At 69.4% G+C, this 18,327-nt stretch carries 15 protein-coding genes; 9 read left to right on the top strand and 6 right to left on the bottom strand.

Going from position 1 to position 18,327, the window contains the following annotated elements; genetic code table 11:
* Positions 1-7 precede the first annotated feature (7 nt).
* Positions 8-760 carry a DUF6801 domain-containing protein gene (locus tag ACF08M_RS15730; protein WP_392185809.1) on the bottom strand — a complete coding sequence of 251 codons (753 nt, stop codon included), beginning with the start codon at positions 758-760 and terminating at the stop codon, positions 8-10.
* Between the two features lie 519 nt (positions 761-1,279).
* Here ACF08M_RS15730 and ACF08M_RS15725 point away from each other — a divergent pair.
* Both ACF08M_RS15725 and ACF08M_RS15720 read left to right on the top strand, forming a co-directional pair.
* Entirely contained in the window at positions 1,280-2,263 is a 984-nt protein-coding gene (locus ACF08M_RS15725; protein WP_392185808.1) for a helix-turn-helix domain-containing protein, read from the top strand.
* 1,094 nt (positions 2,264-3,357) lie between these two features.
* Entirely contained in the window at positions 3,358-4,743 is a 1,386-nt protein-coding gene (locus tag ACF08M_RS15720; RefSeq protein WP_392185807.1) for an MFS transporter, read from the top strand.
* 53 nt (positions 4,744-4,796) lie between these two features.
* On the opposite strand, the gene ACF08M_RS15715 is transcribed toward ACF08M_RS15720, so the two are convergent.
* From ACF08M_RS15715 to ACF08M_RS15700, 4 genes are all read right to left on the bottom strand, one after another.
* Positions 4,797-5,276 carry an NUDIX domain-containing protein gene (locus ACF08M_RS15715; protein ID WP_392185806.1) on the bottom strand — a complete coding sequence of 160 codons (480 nt, stop codon included), beginning with the start codon at positions 5,274-5,276 and terminating at the stop codon, positions 4,797-4,799.
* 11 nt (positions 5,277-5,287) lie between these two features.
* On the bottom strand, positions 5,288-6,901 hold the full coding sequence (lnt, locus tag ACF08M_RS15710; RefSeq protein ID WP_392185805.1) for an apolipoprotein N-acyltransferase: 1,614 nt from the start codon (positions 6,899-6,901) through the stop codon (positions 5,288-5,290).
* A gap of 495 nt (positions 6,902-7,396) precedes the next feature.
* Positions 7,397-7,960 (bottom strand): hypothetical protein, encoded by a 564-nt coding sequence (locus tag ACF08M_RS15705; RefSeq protein WP_392185804.1) that lies wholly within the window; start codon positions 7,958-7,960, stop codon positions 7,397-7,399.
* Between the two features lie 59 nt (positions 7,961-8,019).
* Positions 8,020-8,805, bottom strand: coding sequence for a glutamate racemase (locus ACF08M_RS15700; RefSeq protein ID WP_392185803.1), 786 nt, complete (start codon positions 8,803-8,805; stop codon positions 8,020-8,022).
* 58 nt (positions 8,806-8,863) lie between these two features.
* Between ACF08M_RS15700 and ACF08M_RS15695 the strand changes: the two genes are divergently transcribed.
* Positions 8,864-10,036, top strand: a complete 1,173-nt coding sequence (locus tag ACF08M_RS15695) for a glycosyltransferase (RefSeq protein ID WP_392185802.1) — start codon at positions 8,864-8,866, stop codon at positions 10,034-10,036.
* A gap of 51 nt (positions 10,037-10,087) precedes the next feature.
* On the opposite strand, the gene ACF08M_RS15690 is transcribed toward ACF08M_RS15695, so the two are convergent.
* Positions 10,088-11,413: a TerD family protein gene (locus tag ACF08M_RS15690; protein WP_392185947.1), complete on the bottom strand. Its 1,326-nt coding sequence runs from the start codon at positions 11,411-11,413 to the stop codon at positions 10,088-10,090.
* 580 nt (positions 11,414-11,993) lie between these two features.
* Between ACF08M_RS15690 and ACF08M_RS15685 the strand changes: the two genes are divergently transcribed.
* From ACF08M_RS15685 to ACF08M_RS15660, 6 genes are all read left to right on the top strand, one after another.
* Positions 11,994-13,208 carry an FAD-dependent monooxygenase gene (locus ACF08M_RS15685; protein ID WP_392185801.1) on the top strand — a complete coding sequence of 405 codons (1,215 nt, stop codon included), beginning with the start codon at positions 11,994-11,996 and terminating at the stop codon, positions 13,206-13,208.
* Between the two features lie 29 nt (positions 13,209-13,237).
* Positions 13,238-14,275 (top strand): cupin domain-containing protein, encoded by a 1,038-nt coding sequence (locus tag ACF08M_RS15680; protein WP_392185800.1) that lies wholly within the window; start codon positions 13,238-13,240, stop codon positions 14,273-14,275.
* A gap of 35 nt (positions 14,276-14,310) precedes the next feature.
* On the top strand, positions 14,311-15,180 hold the full coding sequence (locus tag ACF08M_RS15675) for a fumarylacetoacetate hydrolase family protein (RefSeq protein WP_392185799.1): 870 nt from the start codon (positions 14,311-14,313) through the stop codon (positions 15,178-15,180).
* Between the two features lie 103 nt (positions 15,181-15,283).
* On the top strand, positions 15,284-15,733 hold the full coding sequence (locus tag ACF08M_RS15670) for a MarR family winged helix-turn-helix transcriptional regulator (RefSeq protein ID WP_392185798.1): 450 nt from the start codon (positions 15,284-15,286) through the stop codon (positions 15,731-15,733).
* A gap of 45 nt (positions 15,734-15,778) precedes the next feature.
* The gene (locus tag ACF08M_RS15665) at positions 15,779-16,513 is read left to right on the top strand and encodes an IclR family transcriptional regulator (RefSeq protein ID WP_392185797.1); all 735 of its coding nucleotides are present in this window, start codon (positions 15,779-15,781) and stop codon (positions 16,511-16,513) included.
* A 249-nt stretch (positions 16,514-16,762) separates the two neighbouring features.
* The gene (locus ACF08M_RS15660; protein ID WP_392185796.1) at positions 16,763-18,070 is read left to right on the top strand and encodes an MFS transporter; all 1,308 of its coding nucleotides are present in this window, start codon (positions 16,763-16,765) and stop codon (positions 18,068-18,070) included.
* Positions 18,071-18,327 lie beyond the last annotated feature (257 nt).

Genomic DNA, 18,327 nt, shown 5'->3' with positions numbered 1-18,327 from the left:
CCCCTGGTCACCTGCCGCGTGAGCGGAAGCGGAAAGCGGCGGCCACGGCGAGAGTGCCCAGGACGGCGGACCCCGCGGCCAGCGGAACCAGACTCCTGGTGCCCCGGCTCCCGGTCTCGGCCATGGCGCCGGAGGGGTCGGCCGAGCCTTCCGGGGTCGTGTCCGTCCTCGCGTCGTCGCTCGGGTTCCGTGACCCGGCAGTGCCCGAGGTGGCCGTATCAGCCTTTCCGGACGGGGCCGGACCCGTCGTCGTTCCCGACCCGGTGACGTCGAACGACGCCACGACGTTGTTCTGCTTGGGATCCAGCCCACACGACAGGTCGAGCTTGACGGTCACGATGCCGCCGCTCGCGGTGACGTGCGCGGTGAGGTCGCCGACGCTGATTCTCGCCCCGCCCGGTCGGGTAAAGGCGCGCGACGGTGCGACACCGGTCGCCTTGACCTGGAACGGTCCGGACGCCGGAACGCTGGTCCTGGCCAGCTGGAACGGCACGCCGAGGTCGGTCTCGAGGCCCGGCGCCGTCACATGCACCTTCGCGTCCACCGTGCCCGTGATGGTCTTGATGCCCGCCTTCCGCAACTCTCGCGCGTCAGCCGCGTTGACCGGCACCGCCGCACGGATGACGAACTTCGGTGTGGGCATGCCGACCGTCGCCGACTTCGGGACGTCCGAGTCGATCTTCACGGTGCCTCGCCGCTCGTCGGCCATCGGAACCGAGCAGGTGTACCGCAGTGTTCGCGACACGGGCTCTGCGGCCACGGGTACGACTCCGAAGACTCCCGCGCTCGTGCCCACGACCCCTGCGGTCACCACAAGTCCCCAGGCCCCACGGGCCACCGGACCTCTCAGAACGGAGCGGGATGCCGCTTGCTGCTCGCACGGTTTCTGGATCAGTTCGACGTTCGCCATCTTGTCCCTCAGTCAGGTACTCGGGCCTCCGGCACGAAGCCCACGGATTCCTCCACCAGGTGGAACGGCCGCGGGGCGACCCCTCTCGGTCGGCGAGGACCCGCCCCGCCCGAGCGCACAGTCGGGTCCCGCAACCAACCGTAGGATTGGATCGCACGCCCGGAATTGCGCGTGCGCGTAGGAAAGTTGACACCACGCGCAACACAACGAGTTCCACGCACACATGTGCGTATCGAGCCGCTGACGCACTGCCTGGATCACACCGCCGTCCACTAGACTGTTGCGGCACTACCGGAGCCTCATGCCATGAGCGTGATACCCGACTCCGGTTGTGCGCACTGTGAGAAGGCCGCGGTGAAAGGTGTTTCGATGGCCTTGAAAACCTACACGGTGATTTCCTGCACGACCCGGGACGTGACGTCGCGTGAGCGCGCCCAATTCTGGGGCGAGCACGTGACGTCGTATCAAAGCCAGATGGGCTACGGATACCCACGCACCGACGACTTCCGCGCGGGAACGATCCGCCAGCGCACCGCCACCTATCAACTCGTCCAGTGGTGGTCGGACACGATCAAGTACACCCGGACCACGAGCCAGGTACGGCACAGCCCGGACGAGGACTACCGCTTGCTGCTGCCGGTCGCCGGAGAGCTGCTGCTGCGCCAGAACGGCCAGGAGCTGCGACTGGTCCCGGACGCCGGGTGCCTGCTCACCTTCGGCGCGCCGTTCGAGGTCCTGCAGGCCGCCTCAACGCGGGCGTTCATCATGTCGATCCCCGCCCAGGAGGTGAACGGGCGGTTGAACCGGTCGTCGCCGCTCACCCTGGGCCTCGACCTCCGCTCGGGTCTGGGCCGGGTGGTGGGCGACATGCTGACCGGCCTGCACGAGGAGCGCGACGCCCTCGCAGGCGGCCAGTTCGACGCGGTGTCGGAACGCCTGGTCGAGCTGTTGTGCATGCTTGCCGCGGGGGACGACCGCCCCACCCCGCCCGGTCACCTGACGGAGGTGGAGACCGTGGTCCGCCGGTACGCCCGCGAGCACGCTGCCGACCCCCACCTGACCGGCGCCACCATGGCGCGAGCCCTGGGCTGGTCGCTGCGCCAGGTACAGCTGGCTCTGCAACAAGCCGGGACGACCCCCCGCGCACTGATTCGCGAGGAGCGGCTGCGATTGGTACGGGACCGGCTGCGGGCGCCCGCGTACCGGTACATGACCATCACAGAGCTGGCATATGCGTCGGGATTCTCCTCCTCCAGCGCGCTCAGCACGGCATTCCGGCAGCGCTTCGGGGTGTGCCCGCGCGAAATGCGTCACGCGGGATTCCCGTCCGCCGGTGATACACAACGGAGCTGACCGAAATCCGTTGGACTTCCGGTCTGACCGGTAACAGCGGCAGGTCCACGGACGCAACGGTAAATCATGGCGCCCAACCGCTTTTCGGATAGCCGGAGCGGTCTCGAACCGGATGCCTCCGAAGCCCGGTAATCCCTACACGAAAACGATCACGGGAGAATTCCACAATCCTGGACCCCCAGCATCTCGGCGTCGGATCGTCCCGCCCCAGCCAGGTGAACCACAACGTGTTGCGGGGCCCGACGACGCGCCGGGCGGTGCTGTCGCGCACAGTGGAGGCCGCGTGGTGGATGACCGCTTCCGGCACATAGGCCAGCCGGCAGCCGCACCGGGGTCGTCGCGGGGGACGTCGGCGTAGTCGATGGCCTGTCCGATGCGCTGCCGCTGCCCGGCTGCTTGGCGGCTCCGGTAACCAGCCGCGTTGGTCTCACACCGCGTGACGACGGTTCGCCGACTACTGCGGAGAAGCACAGGAGGCAGCGGCTGGAGGGGGCGGACTGGTTGGGGGGCGTTATTGACATAGGCGTACGGCGAGGAGTTGGGCGTTCCGGCCGTGGAGGGTTCCGGGTCGATGGTGGTGAAGCGGCGGTTGGCGGGGCATGGGTGTGGTCGCGTGGGTTCATCCGGCCGCCTATGTATGGGTTTCACGGTGCGGGGGCCTGCCGGTGCGGGACCACGTGCCACCAACCATGGCCGGCTCCGCAGAAACCCGCCAGGCCTGACCGCAGACGCGCGGAAGGGGAGAACACTACCCGCCCGATCCGCCCCGAATACCGAAGTTCAACACTGCGTAGTCAGCACCAAGTCAGCACGGGACAGGTGATCAGGGGTGCTGACATGCGGTTTCAGGTCAGCACCAAACCAGCACGGGAGTCAGCACCGGGGCAATGAACCATGCCTAATAGCGCAATCCTGACGGGCGCCTGCCGGCCTTCAATACGGTCCTCGAAGCAGTCTCGACGTGCCTGTCATAGTGGCCCCGCGCACACCCGGCCCGAGAACTATGGTGTCCCACCACATGTGCCTCTGACCTGCCCATTCCTACGGTGTGGCGACACGAAACCGTCCCCGCCAACCGCCCGGAAGTGGTGTTCATGGCTGCCTCGGCATCCGCCCCGCCGACCACCCGCTCGCTCAAACGCATCGTCGCCGCAAGTCTCATCGGGACCACCATCGAGTGGTACGACTTCTTCCTGTACGGGTCAGCTGCCGCGCTGGTCTTCAACAAGCTGTTCTTCCCCGAGTCCGACCCGCTCGTCGGCACGCTCCTCTCCTTCCTCACCTATGCAGTCGGCTTCGCCGCCCGGCCGCTCGGTGCCCTGGTGTTCGGGCACTACGGCGACCGGCTCGGCCGCAAGAAGCTGCTGGTGCTCAGCCTGCTGATGATGGGTGGGGCGACGTTCGCCATCGGGCTGTTGCCGACGCACGCCACGGTCGGGTCCGCAGCCCCCGTGCTGCTCACCGTCCTGCGTCTGGTGCAGGGCTTCGCCCTCGGTGGGGAGTGGGGTGGGGCCGTGCTGCTGGTGTCGGAGCACGGGAACGCCGAGCGGCGCGGGTTCTGGGCCTCCTGGCCGCAGACTGGGGCGCCGGCCGGGCAGTTGCTCGCCACCGGGGTGCTCTCCGCGCTCACCGCGCTGCTGTCGGACTCGGCCTTCGGGGCGTGGGGCTGGCGCATCCCCTTCCTGCTCTCCGGTGTCCTGGTGGTCATCGGCTTGTGGATCCGTCTCTCCGTCGACGAATCGCCGGTGTTCAAGGCCGCGCTGGCACAGGCCGAACAGCGCAGGTCGGCTGCCGGGGCAGCCGAGAGGATGCCGCTCGTCGCCGTACTGCGGCACCACTGGCGCGATGTGCTGATCGCGATGGGGGCCCGGATGGCGGAGAACATCAGCTACTACGTCATCACGGCGTTCATCCTCGTCTACGCGACCACGGCGGCGGACCTGGACAAGCAGACGGCGCTGAACGCCGTGCTCATCGCCTCGGCCGTCCACTTCGCGGTCATTCCGATGTGGGGCGCGTTGTCGGACCGGATCGGGCGCAGGCCCGTCTATCTGGTCGGTGCGGTCGGCGTGGGGCTGTGGATGTTCCCGTTCTTCGCGCTGATCGACACGCGTAGCTTCGGAAGTCTGCTGCTCGCCGTCACCGTCGGGCTCATCTTCCACGGTGCGATGTACGCGCCTCAGGCGGCCTTCTTCTCGGAGATGTTCGCGACCCGGATGCGTTACTCGGGTGCGTCGATCGGGGCGCAGTTCTCTTCGGTCGCGGCCGGTGCTCCGGCGCCGCTCATCGCCACCGCGCTGCTGGCGGACTTCGACAGCTCGACGCCCATCGCGCTGTACGTCATCGCCGCGGCGCTCATCACCGTGGTGGCGGTCGGATGCGCCAGGGAGACCAGGAACCGGGACCTCGCGGACATCGAGGGGGCAGGCGCGGAGCCGGACGCAACCGCGGCACTGCCGGCCGACGCCCGTACCGTCTGAGCCGTGTTCGGAGGGAGGGCCGGGTGCCCCGGCCCTCCCTCCGAACACGAAGGTCACTCCTGGGCGGTGGGTTCGAACCAGGTGGGCTCATCGGTGAGGGACTGCTTGATCCTGAACAGCGAGAACTCGTTCAACGGCGGCAGCGCGTCCAGCGGGAACCAGTCCACCGCCAGCGACTCGTCGTCGTTGACACGGGCCTCGCCGCCGGTCGCCCGGCAGCGGAAGGTGACGTCCAGATACTGGCAGCGGTCACCGTTGGCGTACTGCACCGGTTTCAGGGCCTGGGTGAGCACCACTCGCTCCGCCACACAGCTCACGGCGGTCTCTTCGTACACCTCCCGCTCCACCGTTGCCGCCGGCTGCTCACCCGGCTCGCAGATGCCGCCGATGAGCGACCACTTGCCGGTGTCGGAGCGCCGTCCGAGAAGCACTCGGCCCCCGTCGTCGAAGACCACGGCGGTGACGCCCGGCAGGAGAAGCAGCTGCTGACCCGCGGTGGCGCGGATCTCGCGGATAAAATCTGGAGTAGCCATGGGACCCGACCCTACGCGGCGCGCGAACGGTTTCGCCGCAGCCGTACCGACCGGACGGCGACCCAGCCGAGTCCCGCCACGGCGAGCAGGGCGAGGACGCCCTCGGGGAGTGTGCCCATCCGGGTCGCGGGCGTGAGCGAGGACCTCAGCGGCACCTCGTCCACGAGCGCGTCCGGGGTGAACAGCTTCGACTTCCGGACGATGGTCCCGTCCGGGCGGATGACGGCGCTGACCCCGCTGGTGACGGGGACGACGACGGACCTGCTGTGCTCGACCGCCCGCACCCGGGACATGGCCAGCTGCTGGTAGGTCATCTCACTGCGCCCGAAGGTGGCGTTGTTGCTGGGTACGGCGATCAGTTGGCCGCCATGCATGACCGTGTCGCGTACGGCGTCGTCGAACGCCGCCTCGTAACAGGTCACGAGCCCCACGTTCGTACCCGCCAGGTCGAAGACGCCGACCTTCTTCCCCGGGCCGAAGTCGCGCTGCACCCGGTCCACGTCGGAGCTGAAGAGCCGTACGAAGGAGCGCATCGGGATGTACTCGCCGAACGGCTGGATGTGGCGCTTGTCGTACGTGTCGACAGGCCCCTTCTTGGGATCCCACTGGATGAGGGTGTTGCGCAGCTTGCCGGTGTCGGGATCGAGCACCGCCCCGATGACGGTGGGGACGCCGATCGCCTTCACGGCGTCGTCGATCACGATCCGGGCGTCCGCGTTCCGGTAGGGATCCAGGTCGGAGGAGTTCTCCGGCCACAGGACGAAGTCGGGCTGGGGCACCTTGCCCGCCTTCACCTCCTGGGCGAGCTGCTCCGTGCGGCGCACATGGTTGTCGAGGACGGCGCGGCGCTGGGCGTTGAAGTCGAGTCCGAGCTGCGGCACGTTGCCCTGGATCGCGGCGACGGTCGCGGTGCCGTCCTCCGCCGAGTCGTCGACGAGCGGCAGTGCGGCGAACGCCGCGGCGACGGGTACGAGGACGGTCGCGGCCGCCGCGGCGACGGCGGCCCGGGGCACCGCACGCGTGCTGCGGTAGGTACGGAACTGACGTACCGCTTCGTAGAGACCGAAGCCGCACAGCACCACGGCGAAGGAGAGCAGCGGCGTGCCGCCCACGGCCGCGAGCGGCAGGAACACGCTGTCCGCCTGCCCGAAGGCGATCTTCCCCCACGGAAAGCCGCCGAACGGGATCCTGGCCCGGATCCCCTCGTCGAGGGCCCAGACCGCGGCGGCCCACAGCGGCCAGCAGGCGAGGCGGGAGACGGCGGCGATGCCGATGCAGCCGACCGCGATGAACAGTGCCTCGGCCGCGGCGAGCGCCAGCCACGGCACCGGACCCACCTCTTCGCCCGTCCAGTGCAGCAGCGGCAGCATGAACCCCAGCCCCGCGAGGAGGCCGAGGCCGAATCCGGCGCGCAGTCTGCGCTCGTGCAGCACCCAGCCGAGCAGCGCGAAACCGGGCAGAACCAGCCACCACAGGGGGCGCGGCGGGAAGCTCAGGTAGAGCAGCGCTCCCGCGATCACGGCGGCGGCGGGCCGTACGAGCCGTGGCAGCAGCCGTCTCCCCCCTGGCACGGGGGCGGGTGCGGGCTGTTGCGGGTCGTCGACTGAGGTGATGGTGGCGCTCACCCCGCGGAGTCTACGGTGGTCGACAGTGCACCGGCAGCCCTCCCGGGGACGGCACCCTTCGCGCCGGATCGTTTCGCCACTTTCCCGCACAGATCCGGGCCGCTACCGATACCGTGCCCGGCGGTCCCCGCCGATCGTCCGTATCCGGCCGTCGCAAACGCGGCGGTCGCAGGTCGGGACGGACGTGACGATTGCGCCGGCGGAGCGGGGCCGGGCAGGGGAACAAGGGACCGCTTCGGGCGGAGCCGGTGCCGTGTTTCCCGCCGCCTGCGCGATCCGGTCGTTGATCAGCGGAGCCGGACGGGAGACAGACCCGGCTGCCGGCCGGCGACGATACGGCAGGGGCGGACAGTACGGACGGGATGCGTGGGCCGGACGGTGCCGCCGAGGGACCAGGCGCGGACGGTGGGGGGTACGGCGGCCCCGGCGGGACAACCGGCCGCACACGGCCGACGGAGCGCACCCCGCGCCGGAGGCCGCGGGCCAGGTCCTGGGTCAGGCCCCGGCCGACGCACCGGTCGTCGACAGGTGCAGGCGCTCGCGGATGAACCGTACGCCCGTTTCCGCGTCGTCGACCGTGATGGTGAACGTCCGGCCGTCACCGAGCCGGAGCACCAGGCCCTCGCCCCTGCGGACCACCACGGCCGTGCCCTGCTCGGGGCGCCAGCGGTAGCCCCAGCCACCCCACTGCCGCGGAGTGACCCGGGGCACGAACTCCGCGCCCACCACTTGGGCCAGCAGAATCCGGCGACGCGGCAGGCCCATGTGGCCGCAGCGCACCTCCAGGGCGTCCCCGTCGACCCTGACGGCCACGTTCACGAAGGCGAGGGTGCCGAACAGCATGAGCAGTCCAGCAGCGACACAGCCGATCACGGCCATCAGCAACGGGGCGATGCCGGAGGTCCAGTTGGAGGTGACGGCCAGCTGGACGCCGAGTGCCAGGCAGGCGGCGCCCGCGGCAGCGAGCACCCACTGGGCCCGGTTGGTGGCCCTGCCGATCCATACGTCGGAGTGGGGTTCTGCTCCGGGGCGCCTCGGTTTTCGGGGGTGGTCCCTCATGTCAAGCAGCGTACTCACGAATCCGCGCGCCGGGCATGGGCCGGAGACCTCGCTCCGGGTCAGCGGGCGGGGCTGACGGCCTCCAGCAGCTTCCCCTCGGCGTAGGCCAGAGCGGCTTCCGGCAGGTCGGCGGCGCGCCCGTCGAGGAGGACGGTGAGACCGCCCGCCGGTTCGGCCGACGGAGCGGGTGCCACCCCGATTCGGCGCAGTGCCTGGGCGGCGACGGCCCCTGCGGAACCGTACAGGGCGACGGGGGGCAGACCGGGCTGCCGCACGGCGGCGCGGATGCGTTCGGCGACCAGCTCGTAATGGGTGCAGCCCAGCACCACGGCCCGGACATCGCGCGGGGTGAGCGCTGCGGCCGCGGCGACGGCCCGGTCGATCGCCGGCTCGTCCGCATGCTGCACGGCATCGGCGAGACCGGGACACGGGACCTCGGTGACGGCGACGGAGCGGGCGAATTCCCGGATGAGTCCACGCTGGTACGGGCTGCCGGTGGTGGCGGGCGTGGCCCAGATCGCGACGGGGCCGCCTCCGGCGACGGACGGTTTGATGGCGGGAACGGTGCCGATGACCGGCAGCACGGGTTCCAGCTCGGTGCGGAGCGCCGGAAGGGCGTGCACGGATGCCGTGTTGCAGGCGACGATCAGCGCGTCGGGCCGGTGGGCGGCCGCCGCGCGGGCCACGTCCAGCGCGCGGACGGTCACGTCCTCGGGGGTGCGCGGCCCCCAGGGCATGCTGCCGGGGGCGGACGAAAGCACCAGATCGGCGTCGGGCCTCAGTCGGCGTACCGCGGCGGCGGCCGCAAGCAGGCCGATTCCGGAGTCCATGAGCGCGATCTTCACCCGGTCACCATAGTCGACCGCCCTTGCGGTCCTGTCGCAGTGGGGCAGACTGCGGCGAATGAGTGCCATTGCCTGGATCGCCGTGGGTTCGCTGGCCGCATGGGTGTGGCTGCTGCTGGGACAAGGGTTCTTCTGGCGGACCGACCAGCGGCTGCCGCGCCGGGAGGCTCCGGATCGCTGGCCGTCCGTGGCGATCGTCGTGCCCGCGCGTGACGAAGCCGACATTCTTCCGGTGAGTCTGCCGTCGCTGATGGCGCAGGACTACCCGGGGGCCGCGGAGATCTTCCTCGTCGACGACTGCAGCGAGGACGGCACCGGGGACGTCGCCCGTGCGCTGTCCGTACGGTACGAGGGTCTGCCGGTGACGGTGGCGTCGCCCGGCGAGCCGGAGCCGGGCTGGACGGGCAAACTCTGGGCCGTGCGGCACGGCATCTCGCTGGCCCGGGCCCGGGAACCGGAGTACCTGCTGCTGACGGATGCCGACATCGCGCATGAGCCGGACAGCCTGCGGGAGCTGGTCGCCGCCGCGGTGTCGAACGGGTTCGACCTGGTCTCGCAGATGGCCCGGCTGCGGGTGTCGAGCGTCTGGGAGCGGCTGGTCGTGCCGGCCTTCGTCTACTTCTTCTCGCAGCTCTATCCGTTCCGGTGGGTGAACCGGGCGGGGGCGCGGACGGCCGCCGCGGCCGGCGGGTGTGCGCTGCTGCGGACCGCGGCGGCGGACCGGGCGGGGGTGCCGGAGTCGATCCGGCAGGCGGTGATCGACGATGTGAGGCTGGCCCGGGCGGTGCAGCGGAGCGGCGGGCGGATCTGGCTGGGGCTCGCGGAGCGGGTGGACAGCGTGCGGCCGTATCCGTGCCTGGGCGATCTGTGGCGGATGGTGTCGCGGAGCGCGTACGCCCAGCTGCGGCACAGTCCGCCGCTGCTCCTCGGGACGGTGCTGGGGCTGGCGCTGGTCTATCTCGCGCCGCCGGTCACCCTCGTCGTCGGGTTGCTGGGCGGTGATCCGGTGGCGGCGTGGGCGGGCGGCGCGGCGTGGGCGGTGATGGCCGGGACGTACATGCCGATGCTGGGTTTCTACCGGCAGTCACTGTGGCTGGCGCCCCTGCTGCCGTTCACCGCCGCGCTGTATCTGCTGATGACGGTCGATTCGGCGGTGCAGCACCACCGGGGGCGGGGCGCGGCCTGGAAGGGGCGTACGTACGCCCGTCCCGAGGCCGCGCCGGACCGGTGAGCGGAGCCGGCCGGGGCCGATGGCCGCAGTGACGGCCGGACCTCCGGGGGGTCATTTACGGCCGGGTGTCCAGTTCATCCCCCACCCGTAGGCGTAGTCGATGGTGCGCTGCGGGCTCACTCCGCGCTCGGGTACGAGATAGCGGGCCTCGCGCTGCACCGTGAGGTCTCCCCCGTTGTTGGTGAGGAGCGCGAGCGCGCAGACGGTGGACGGGACGGTGCATTCGTCCAGCGAGAAGTCGATCGGCGCGCCGTGCTGGGGCTGGAGGGTGACGGTGGCGTGGAGATCGGCGAAACTCCGGGCGCCTTCATAGATGGTGACGAAGATCAGGACACGGCGGAACCTGTCCTTCTGGTCGAGGTTGACGGTGAGGTTCTCGCCGGTGGCCACGGCCCCGGTGCGGTCGTCGCCGTCGAGATGGATATAGGGGGCCTGCTGGAGCGCGCCGAACGCGTTTCCGAGGGCCTGTACGACTCCCTTGCGGCCGTCGGTGAGTTCGTAGAGGGCGCACAGATCAAGATCGAGGTCCGCGTGGTTGGCGACCGCTCTGCCGAGTTTGCTTCCCCAGCCCGTGAACTGTTTGCGCACTTCCCAGTTGAGATTGACCCGGAGAGCTCCCGAAGTGCCGCCCTGTTTGGCGAGGGAGACCGATGGCGCGTCCTTGGTGAGAGTCACCTTGGACAGTCGGACGGGCGGGGCCGCCGGAGGTGCGGGCGGGGGCGGAGGCGCCGTCGGCGGTGCGGGAGGAAACGACGGAGCGGGCGGTGACGGACGGTCAACCCGCGTTCCGTGCTGTGTCTGTTGGGGTGACAGGGGTTGTTGATACGGCTGGGGCCGCTGCGGTTTATCGACAGAAATGCCGAAGTCCGTCGCGAGACCTTCGAGACCGGTGTCGTATCCCTGGCCTACGGCGCGGAATTTCCAGGCGCCCTGCCGTCGGTAGAGCTCGCCGAGAATGAACGCGGTCTCGACCGTCGCGTCCGCGCTGTCGAAACGCGCGATCTGCGAGCCGTCCGCCGCGTCCGTGACCCGTACGTACAGCCCTGTCACCCGCCCGAACGTGCCCCCGTCCGCGGAGGCCGCCAGGACCACGCGGTCGATGGCCGGCTCGACGCGCGCCAGGTCGACCGCGAGGCTGTCCGTCACTCCGTCACCAGTGGTTCGCTTGCCCTCGTGGCGTACCGCTCCGGATGCGTGGGAGGGCTGGTTGTAAAAGACGAAGTCGGCGTCGCCGCGCACCTTTCCCGACACGAGAAGGAGCGCCGAGCCATCGACGTCCGGCGTCCCCGGGGAGACGCGCCACCCCAATTCGACCCGCACGGCGCGAGCCGCCACCGGAACATTGGCGCCTTTTAGCATGGTCATGCTCGCCCCCATCGCGAGTCCGGCTACCCGAAGGCTCTTCTCCACCAACCTAATCCCCCACCAGCCGCGGAGCACACAGCGGTGCGGTCACCGTCCGGCCGGCCCGCCACCACCCCCGGAAACTCGCTCCTTACACGATCCCAATGCCGCCAGGCGCCCTATTTTCCCAAGTTCGCTGGCATGGGGGAACGAAGTTCACTGACCACACGCAGAACAACCCTCTTGTCGGGCTCCCCAACGGGAGCCCCTTGCCGGAGGGCTCCCGTGTGGAAACCAGAGGCCGCGGGCCAAGCCACCCCTCCACCCCGATGGGCGACAGGGTGATCCCCCTCCGACGGAATGGGCATGCCGGACATGCCAGCCGAATTTCGGGGCGACCGGGCCCTTCCCTTCATCTCGCGGCGCATCCGGGCAGGCGAAGCGCGGTCACCTTGACGATTCGTGCCCGGTCTCGCCAACCCGTTGACCTCGGGGCAGCACTGACTTAATATCATCCGTACACCAATGATTGACGTACGGATCAATTGTCATCCCTTGCATCGCCTCTGCCTCGGCACCTTGCCCCTCCCCCATGTCAACGTCAGGAGCCCCTATGCCTGCATTCCCTTCTCCCGCCCATATCGTCGTCGTGGGCGGCGGTATCGGCGGCCTGGCCTCAGCTCTGGCCATCGCCCGCGCCGGCCGCGACGTCACACTCGTGGAACGGGCAGCCCGGTTCGGTGAGATCGGGGCCGGCCTCCAGCTCGCCCCGAACGCCTCACTCGCTCTTGAAGAGTTGGGGGTTCTCGCCACTGTCCAGCGCACCGCGGTCGCCCCGCCACGTCTGGTGATGATGGACGCCTTGTCGGGGGACCAGATCACCGCTCTCGATCTCCGAAGCGCCGACTACAAAGAGCGGTTCACGCATCCCTACCTCGTCACACACCGCACCGACCTGCATGCAGCCCTGCTGGCTGCCTGCCAAGAACACCCCTCGATCACACTGCGCACGGGACACACCGTCACCCGCGCCGACCAGGATTCCTCCGGCGTGCGACTGCGCTTCGCCGAGTCGTCGGAGGTGCTGAGCGCCGACGCGGTCGTCGCCGCGGACGGACTCCGTTCGAGCCTGCGCCAGGCGCTGGTGGGCGACGGGGATCCGATCTGCTCCCGATACGTGGCCTTCCGGGGGGCGCTGCCCACCGGCAAGATGACCGGCCGGATGTCCCAGCACGCCGCCTCGGAAGCAGTGATGGTGTGGGCCGGTCCGCGTATGCACCTGGTGCAGTACCCGGTCCGCCGTGGCGAGCTGTACAACCAGGTCGCCGTCTTCGAGAGCGACAACTACACGCCGGACTCCGACGACTGGGGAACGGAGGCCGAGCTCGAGGAGCGTTTCGGCAAGGCGTGCCAGGCTGTGCGCGACTCGCTTCCTCTGGTCTCCCGCGAACGACGCTGGCCGTTGTACGACCGGCTGCCGATCGACAACTGGGTCCACGGCCGGATCGTGCTCCTCGGTGACGCCGCCCACCCCATGCTGCAGTACCTGGCTCAAGGGGCCTGTCAGGCGTTGGAGGACGCTGTCGCCCTGGGACGGTCACTGGCCCGGTTCCCCGACGCGGCGGATGCGTTCACGGCGTACGCGGCACAGCGCCGGGAGCGTGCGGCACGGATTCAGACCAACGCGCGCCGCTTCGGCGAGATCTGCCACCTGGACGGCATGGGAGCGACGCTGCGCAACGTCCTGTTCTCGTCCCGCACGCCCGAGGACTTCCACGACATCGCCTGGGTGTGGTCTCCGGCCCCGGCTGCCCTCGCCGCCTCGTGAGCCCCGATCAGGATCACCGTGAGGATGTCATGAACGACGAACTCGCCTACAAGGCGCTGAAGGGCCTGGGGGCCGCGCCGCTGTGGCGGTTCTACGGGAACCTCTTCCCGGCCGAGCCGCACAGCCGTGCCGTGCCCTGGCTGTGGAGCTGGCAGGAGCTACGGCCCCACCTGCTCCACTTCTCCAGGACGCTCTCTCTCGACGAGGCCGAACGACGGGTTCTCATGCTCGTCAACCCTGGTCTGACCGACCCGCCGGCCACCGTCAACACGCTGTATGCGGGGCTGCAGATCATCCTTCCCGGAGAGACCGCGCAGGCTCACCGGCACACCTCCAACGCCTTCCGCTTCATCTTGGAGGGCAGCGGTGCCTGGACGACGGTCAACGGTGAACGCGTCTTCATGTCCCCGGGCGACCTGCTACTCACGCCGGGCTGGCACTGGCACGACCACACCCATGAGGGCGATGCGCCGATGATGTGGCTGGACGCTCTCGACTACCCGCTCGTCAATGCGCTGGAGGCTGGCTTCTACGAGCAGTACCCACAGCGCCTCCAGCCGGTGACTCGTCCCGATGACGCGGGCAGTCGCCAGTTCCTGCACGGCAGGCTCACCCCTGCCTGGCTCTCCCAGGACGGGCCCAACTCCCCCGTCACCCGCTACACCTGGGAGGAAACCAGCCGCGCGCTGGATGCGATCGCCGACACAGCCGAGGGCAGCGACGTGGACGGCGTCGTCCTGGAGTACACCAACCCCTGGACGGGCGGCCCGGTGATGCCCACCATCGGCTGCCGCATCCAGCGGCTGCGCCCGGGCTTCGACGGAGTCGGCCGCAAGCAGACGACATCGACCATTTTCAGCGTCGTACACGGCGAAGGCTCCACGATCGTCGACGGGGTCCGCTTCGACTGGTCCGAGAACGACACGTTCGCCGTCCCTGGCTGGGCCTCCTACCGCCACCTCAACACCTCGTCCTCCCGCGACGCCGTTCTCTTCTCCTACAGCGACGAACCGGTCATGCGGTCGCTCGGTCTCTACCGCACCGAAAGCGCCGACCCCGGCGCCTGACCCCTCCACCTCGAACACCTCACAAGGAGGTCCTCATGCGCCTGGCGCTGTTCAACAAGGGACGGCTCGGCCTCGTCGACGGGGACGAACTCGTCGACGTGACCGACCAGTTCGCCACGTACGATCCCCACTCCCTCGCCGGTGCGCTCCAGCAGCACATCGAGATCGCCGCCCGCGCCGACGATGCTCCGCGCGTCGACCTCACCGCATGTGCCCGCGTGCCGCTCTCCGAAGCCACACTCGAAGCTCCGTTGCCGCGCCCTGGCAAGATCGTCGGTGCGCCGGTCAACTACCTCGACCACAAGGCCGAGATGGCGTACACCACCTCGGTCGCCGACCTCGGCGTGTTCCTCAAGGCGAACTCCTCTGTCATTGGACCTGGCCAGGACATCGTTCTGCCCTACTCCGACAAGCGCACCGACCAGGAAGGCGAGCTGGGGGTCGTCATCGGGCGCACCGCCTCCCACGTCAGCGTCGACGACGCACTCGATCACGTCTTCGGCTACACGTGCGTGCTGGACATCACGGTCCGTTCCGGCGAGGACCGCTCCACCCGGAAGTCGTTCGACACGTTCACCCCTATCGGCCCTTGGATCGTCACCGCGGACGAGATTCCCGACCCGGACTCCCTCGATCTGCGCTGCGACGTGGGGGGTACCACCCGTCAGCGGACCAACACGGCGCACCTGATCTTCGGTGTACGGGAGCTCATCGCATACACCTCGTCCGTGATGACGCTGTATCCCGGTGACGTGATCGCGACGGGCACTCCGGCCGGCGTCGGACCGCTCAGCCACGGAGACCGCGTAGTCGTGGAGATCGAGCGTGTCGGTCGCCTGGAGGTCGGTGTCGACGGCAGCCGGGCCACCTCCTACGAGCAGCGACCGGGCCGCCGGAGCCGCTGACCCGGCGGCGCGTGCCGCAGTGGTGCCGCCTGACCATAGACTCACGGGCGAGCCGCTCGCCCCATCAGGCGGCACCATCCAGCAGCAAGGCATACGGAGAATCGTGGCGCGCGCACTCGACCTGGAGAACTACATCGGACATCTGATCCGGCGGGCGGAGCAGGTGCACACAGCGTTGTGGAGCCGGCACGTCTCTCGCGGGATCACCTCCCAGCAGTTCTCCGTCCTCAATGCCCTCAGCCGCGAGCCCGGCGTCGACCAGCGCACGCTCGCACGCCTCACGTCCCTGGACCGGTCCACAGTCAACCTGATCGTCCGCCGTCTGACCGATCAGCAGTACGTCAGCCAGGTGCGGGACGAGGAAGACCGTCGACGCACCCTGCTGAGGCTGACCGACGAAGGAGCCGAACTACTGAGCTCCCTGATTCCCCCCGCCGAAGAGATCAACGAACAGCTCCTGCAGTCCCTCCCCGCTGATCAGCGGCCTCTGGCCGTTGACATTCTCCGTCGCATCGCGCTCCTGGGCGACGAACTGAACACCGGCGAGCGATAGCGCACACCGGGAGCCGGAGCCATTGACCGGATGAGGAGTCTCGCTGTGCCCCACGAACACACCACCGTCACACCACCGCGGCACCGCCACCAGCGCCCGCACCTGACCCTGAGCGAACTGGCCCGCAAAGTGGACATGCCGGTCTCCACCGTGCACCGCATGCTGGGAGACCTTCTCGCCTGGGGCGCGCTGGAACGCGACGAGCAGGGACACTATCGTGTCGGGCTCCGCCTGTGGGAGGTCGCCTCCCTGGCGCCCCGCGGCCAGGGGCTGCGCGAGCGCGCCCTGCCCTACCTGGAAGATCTCTGCCAGATGACCCGCGAGAACGTACAACTGGCCGTACGGGAAGGCACGGACGCCGTTTTCGTCGAGCGCATCGGCGGCAGCAGAGCGGTTCCCACGCTGACGCGCGTCGGTGGACGTCTGGCCATCACGGCCACCGGGGCGGGCCTGGTCCTGCTCGCCCATGCCCCCACCTCAGTTCAAAATGAAGCACTGGCCCGCCCCCTCTCCCGTCACACGCCCTTCACCCTGACGGACACCACACAGATCAGACGGGTCCTCGCGCAAGTACACGCTCGTGGTTACGCCGTGAGCGACCGCCAACTGTCACTCGACACGCTCTCGGTCGCGGCGCCGGTCGTGGGCGTCACCGGGGAGATCGAAGCCGCGGTGTCCGTCGTCGTACGACACGGGTCCATGCCCACAGGGGCACTGGCCGACCTCGTCCGTACCAGTTGTCGCGCCATCTCGCGAGCACTCCCCCCATCCGTTCCCTGACCGGCACGTGGCCGGGAACCATTCGTTTCCCGGCATGCGGAAACGGGCCTGGCCACCCCTCCCGGCGACTCGGAACATGTCTGGACCGACGGCCGAAAACAGACTGCCTCGCGTGTCGCTCTTCAGGCCTCGTCGGCTACACCGCAGTCGACAATGGAGTGCTGCCATGTCCATCTTCCACGTTTGCCCCGCCTCTCGGTGGGCCGCCCGATGAGCGCCACTTTGCGAGAGGCCCTGGACGAGGGGCCCATGAGCCGTTTCCAGTGGAGCGCGATCGCGGTCTGTGTGCTCCTCAACACACTCGACGGATTCGATGTACTGGTCATGTCCTTCACAGGCAAGACCGTTTCCGGCGAGTGGCACCTCACAGCCGGCAACCTCGGGGTGCTCCTCAGCAGCGGCCTGGCCGGAATGGCCCTGGGCGCGCTCCTCGTCGCCCCCAGGGCGGACCGGGTCGGCCGACGGCCCATCATCCTGGCCGGACTGTCCGTGGCCGCCCTCGGCATGCTGCTCTCATCGACCAGCCAGAACTGGCAACAGCTGGGGGCGCTCCGGCTCGTGACGGGCGTGGGTATCGGCGCAGTCCTGGCCTGCAGCAACGTGATCGCCGGTGAGTTCGCCTCACAGCGCTGGCGCGGGCTCGCGGTCAGCCTCAACTCGACGGGGTACGCCGTCGGCGCCACGGTGGGCGGCCTCTCGTCCGTGGTCCTCATCGACCACTACGGCTGGCGGTCGGTCTTCCTCTCCGGCGGGCTCGCCACGCTCGCCATCATCCCGCTCGTCTACTGGTGCCTGCCCGAATCCCTCGACTTCCTCGTCACCAAGAGGCCTCCGAACGCACTGCAGAGAGTCAACGCCCTTGCCCGGCGCATGGGGCACGCCGAGCTCGACACTCTTCCGGCCATCACTGCGGGCGACACCTCGCAGACCGGCTTCCGTGGCCTGCTCGTCCGTGGACTGCGAGGACCGACCCTGGTGATGTGGGGTGCGTTCTTCCTGGTGATGGCCGCCTTCTACTTCGTCACCAGCTGGACCCCCACGCTGCTGGTGGAAGCCGGCATGTCCTCGGCCCAAGGGCTGACCGGCGGCACGCTGCTCAACCTGGGAGGAGTCTTCGGAACGGCTCTCCTGGGTGTGCTGGCTGCGCGGTACGCGCTGATCAGCGTGGTGCGGAGTTATCTCTTCGCGGCCGCAGTCCTGATCGCCGCTTTCGCTGCCTCTACCAGCCTGCTGACCCTCGCCTTCTGCCTGGGCGCGGTCATCGGCGTAGCCGTCAACGGATGCGTCGCGGGGCTCTACGCCCTCACGCCGGGCATGTACTCGACGAAGCTGCGTGCGACCGGTGTCGGAGCGGCCATCAGCGTCGGTCGGGTCGGAGCCATCCTCGCGCCTTCAGTCGCAGGGTGGTTGCTGGACGCCGGGTGGGCACCGCGGTCCTTGTACGTCGCCACCGGTGCGGTCTTCGCCGCGGCGGGCCTGCTCCTGTTCGCCATGCGAGCCAAGCGGCCCGCACCCGAAGTGGCGAGCACGACGGAACCCGCGCCGTCCGGGGCGTAGGCCGACTGTGATCGGCTGCCGCCGTCCGTTCGGGACCGACCCGTCTCAGGGCGAGGCCGGAGCGGAAGGGCGGCAGGCCCCTTCCCGTAGAAGTGGTGCGAGGCGAGGTCCATGTGCGCCGCCGGCAGGCCACGCATCCGTCTCGGCGGAAGCCCGAGCCGGTCGTCGGGGCCCGGACCGGGCCCGGACGGGACCGGAGTCCTGGGACGAGCAGCCGGCGGTGCGGGTCCTGGCCCCTCATTTTGGACACCGGAGAG

This window comes from Streptomyces sp. NPDC015032, from assembly GCF_043080425.1.
GTDB lineage: Bacteria > Actinomycetota > Actinomycetes > Streptomycetales > Streptomycetaceae > Streptomyces.
The sequence above is the reverse complement of the archived record's forward strand: the minus strand, read 5'-3'. Positions and strand labels throughout refer to the sequence as shown.

Excerpts from the sequence above, each read along its gene's own strand:
- ACF08M_RS15675 (WP_392185799.1), top strand. The coding sequence starts at position 14,311 with ATGCGCCTGGCGCTGTTCAACAAGGGACGGCTCGGCCTCGTCGACGGG.
- ACF08M_RS15725 (WP_392185808.1), top strand. The coding sequence starts at position 1,280 with ATGGCCTTGAAAACCTACACGGTGATTTCCTGCACGACCCGGGACGTG.
- ACF08M_RS15705 (WP_392185804.1), bottom strand. The coding sequence starts at position 7,960 with ATGAGGGACCACCCCCGAAAACCGAGGCGCCCCGGAGCAGAACCCCAC.
- ACF08M_RS15660 (WP_392185796.1), top strand. The coding sequence starts at position 16,763 with ATGAGCCGTTTCCAGTGGAGCGCGATCGCGGTCTGTGTGCTCCTCAAC.
- ACF08M_RS15715 (WP_392185806.1), bottom strand. The coding sequence starts at position 5,276 with ATGGCTACTCCAGATTTTATCCGCGAGATCCGCGCCACCGCGGGTCAG.
- ACF08M_RS15720 (WP_392185807.1), top strand. The coding sequence starts at position 3,358 with ATGGCTGCCTCGGCATCCGCCCCGCCGACCACCCGCTCGCTCAAACGC.
- ACF08M_RS15690 (WP_392185947.1), bottom strand. The coding sequence starts at position 11,413 with ATGGGGGCGAGCATGACCATGCTAAAAGGCGCCAATGTTCCGGTGGCG.
- ACF08M_RS15685 (WP_392185801.1), top strand. The coding sequence starts at position 11,994 with ATGCCTGCATTCCCTTCTCCCGCCCATATCGTCGTCGTGGGCGGCGGT.
- ACF08M_RS15680 (WP_392185800.1), top strand. The coding sequence starts at position 13,238 with ATGAACGACGAACTCGCCTACAAGGCGCTGAAGGGCCTGGGGGCCGCG.
- ACF08M_RS15695 (WP_392185802.1), top strand. The coding sequence starts at position 8,864 with ATGAGTGCCATTGCCTGGATCGCCGTGGGTTCGCTGGCCGCATGGGTG.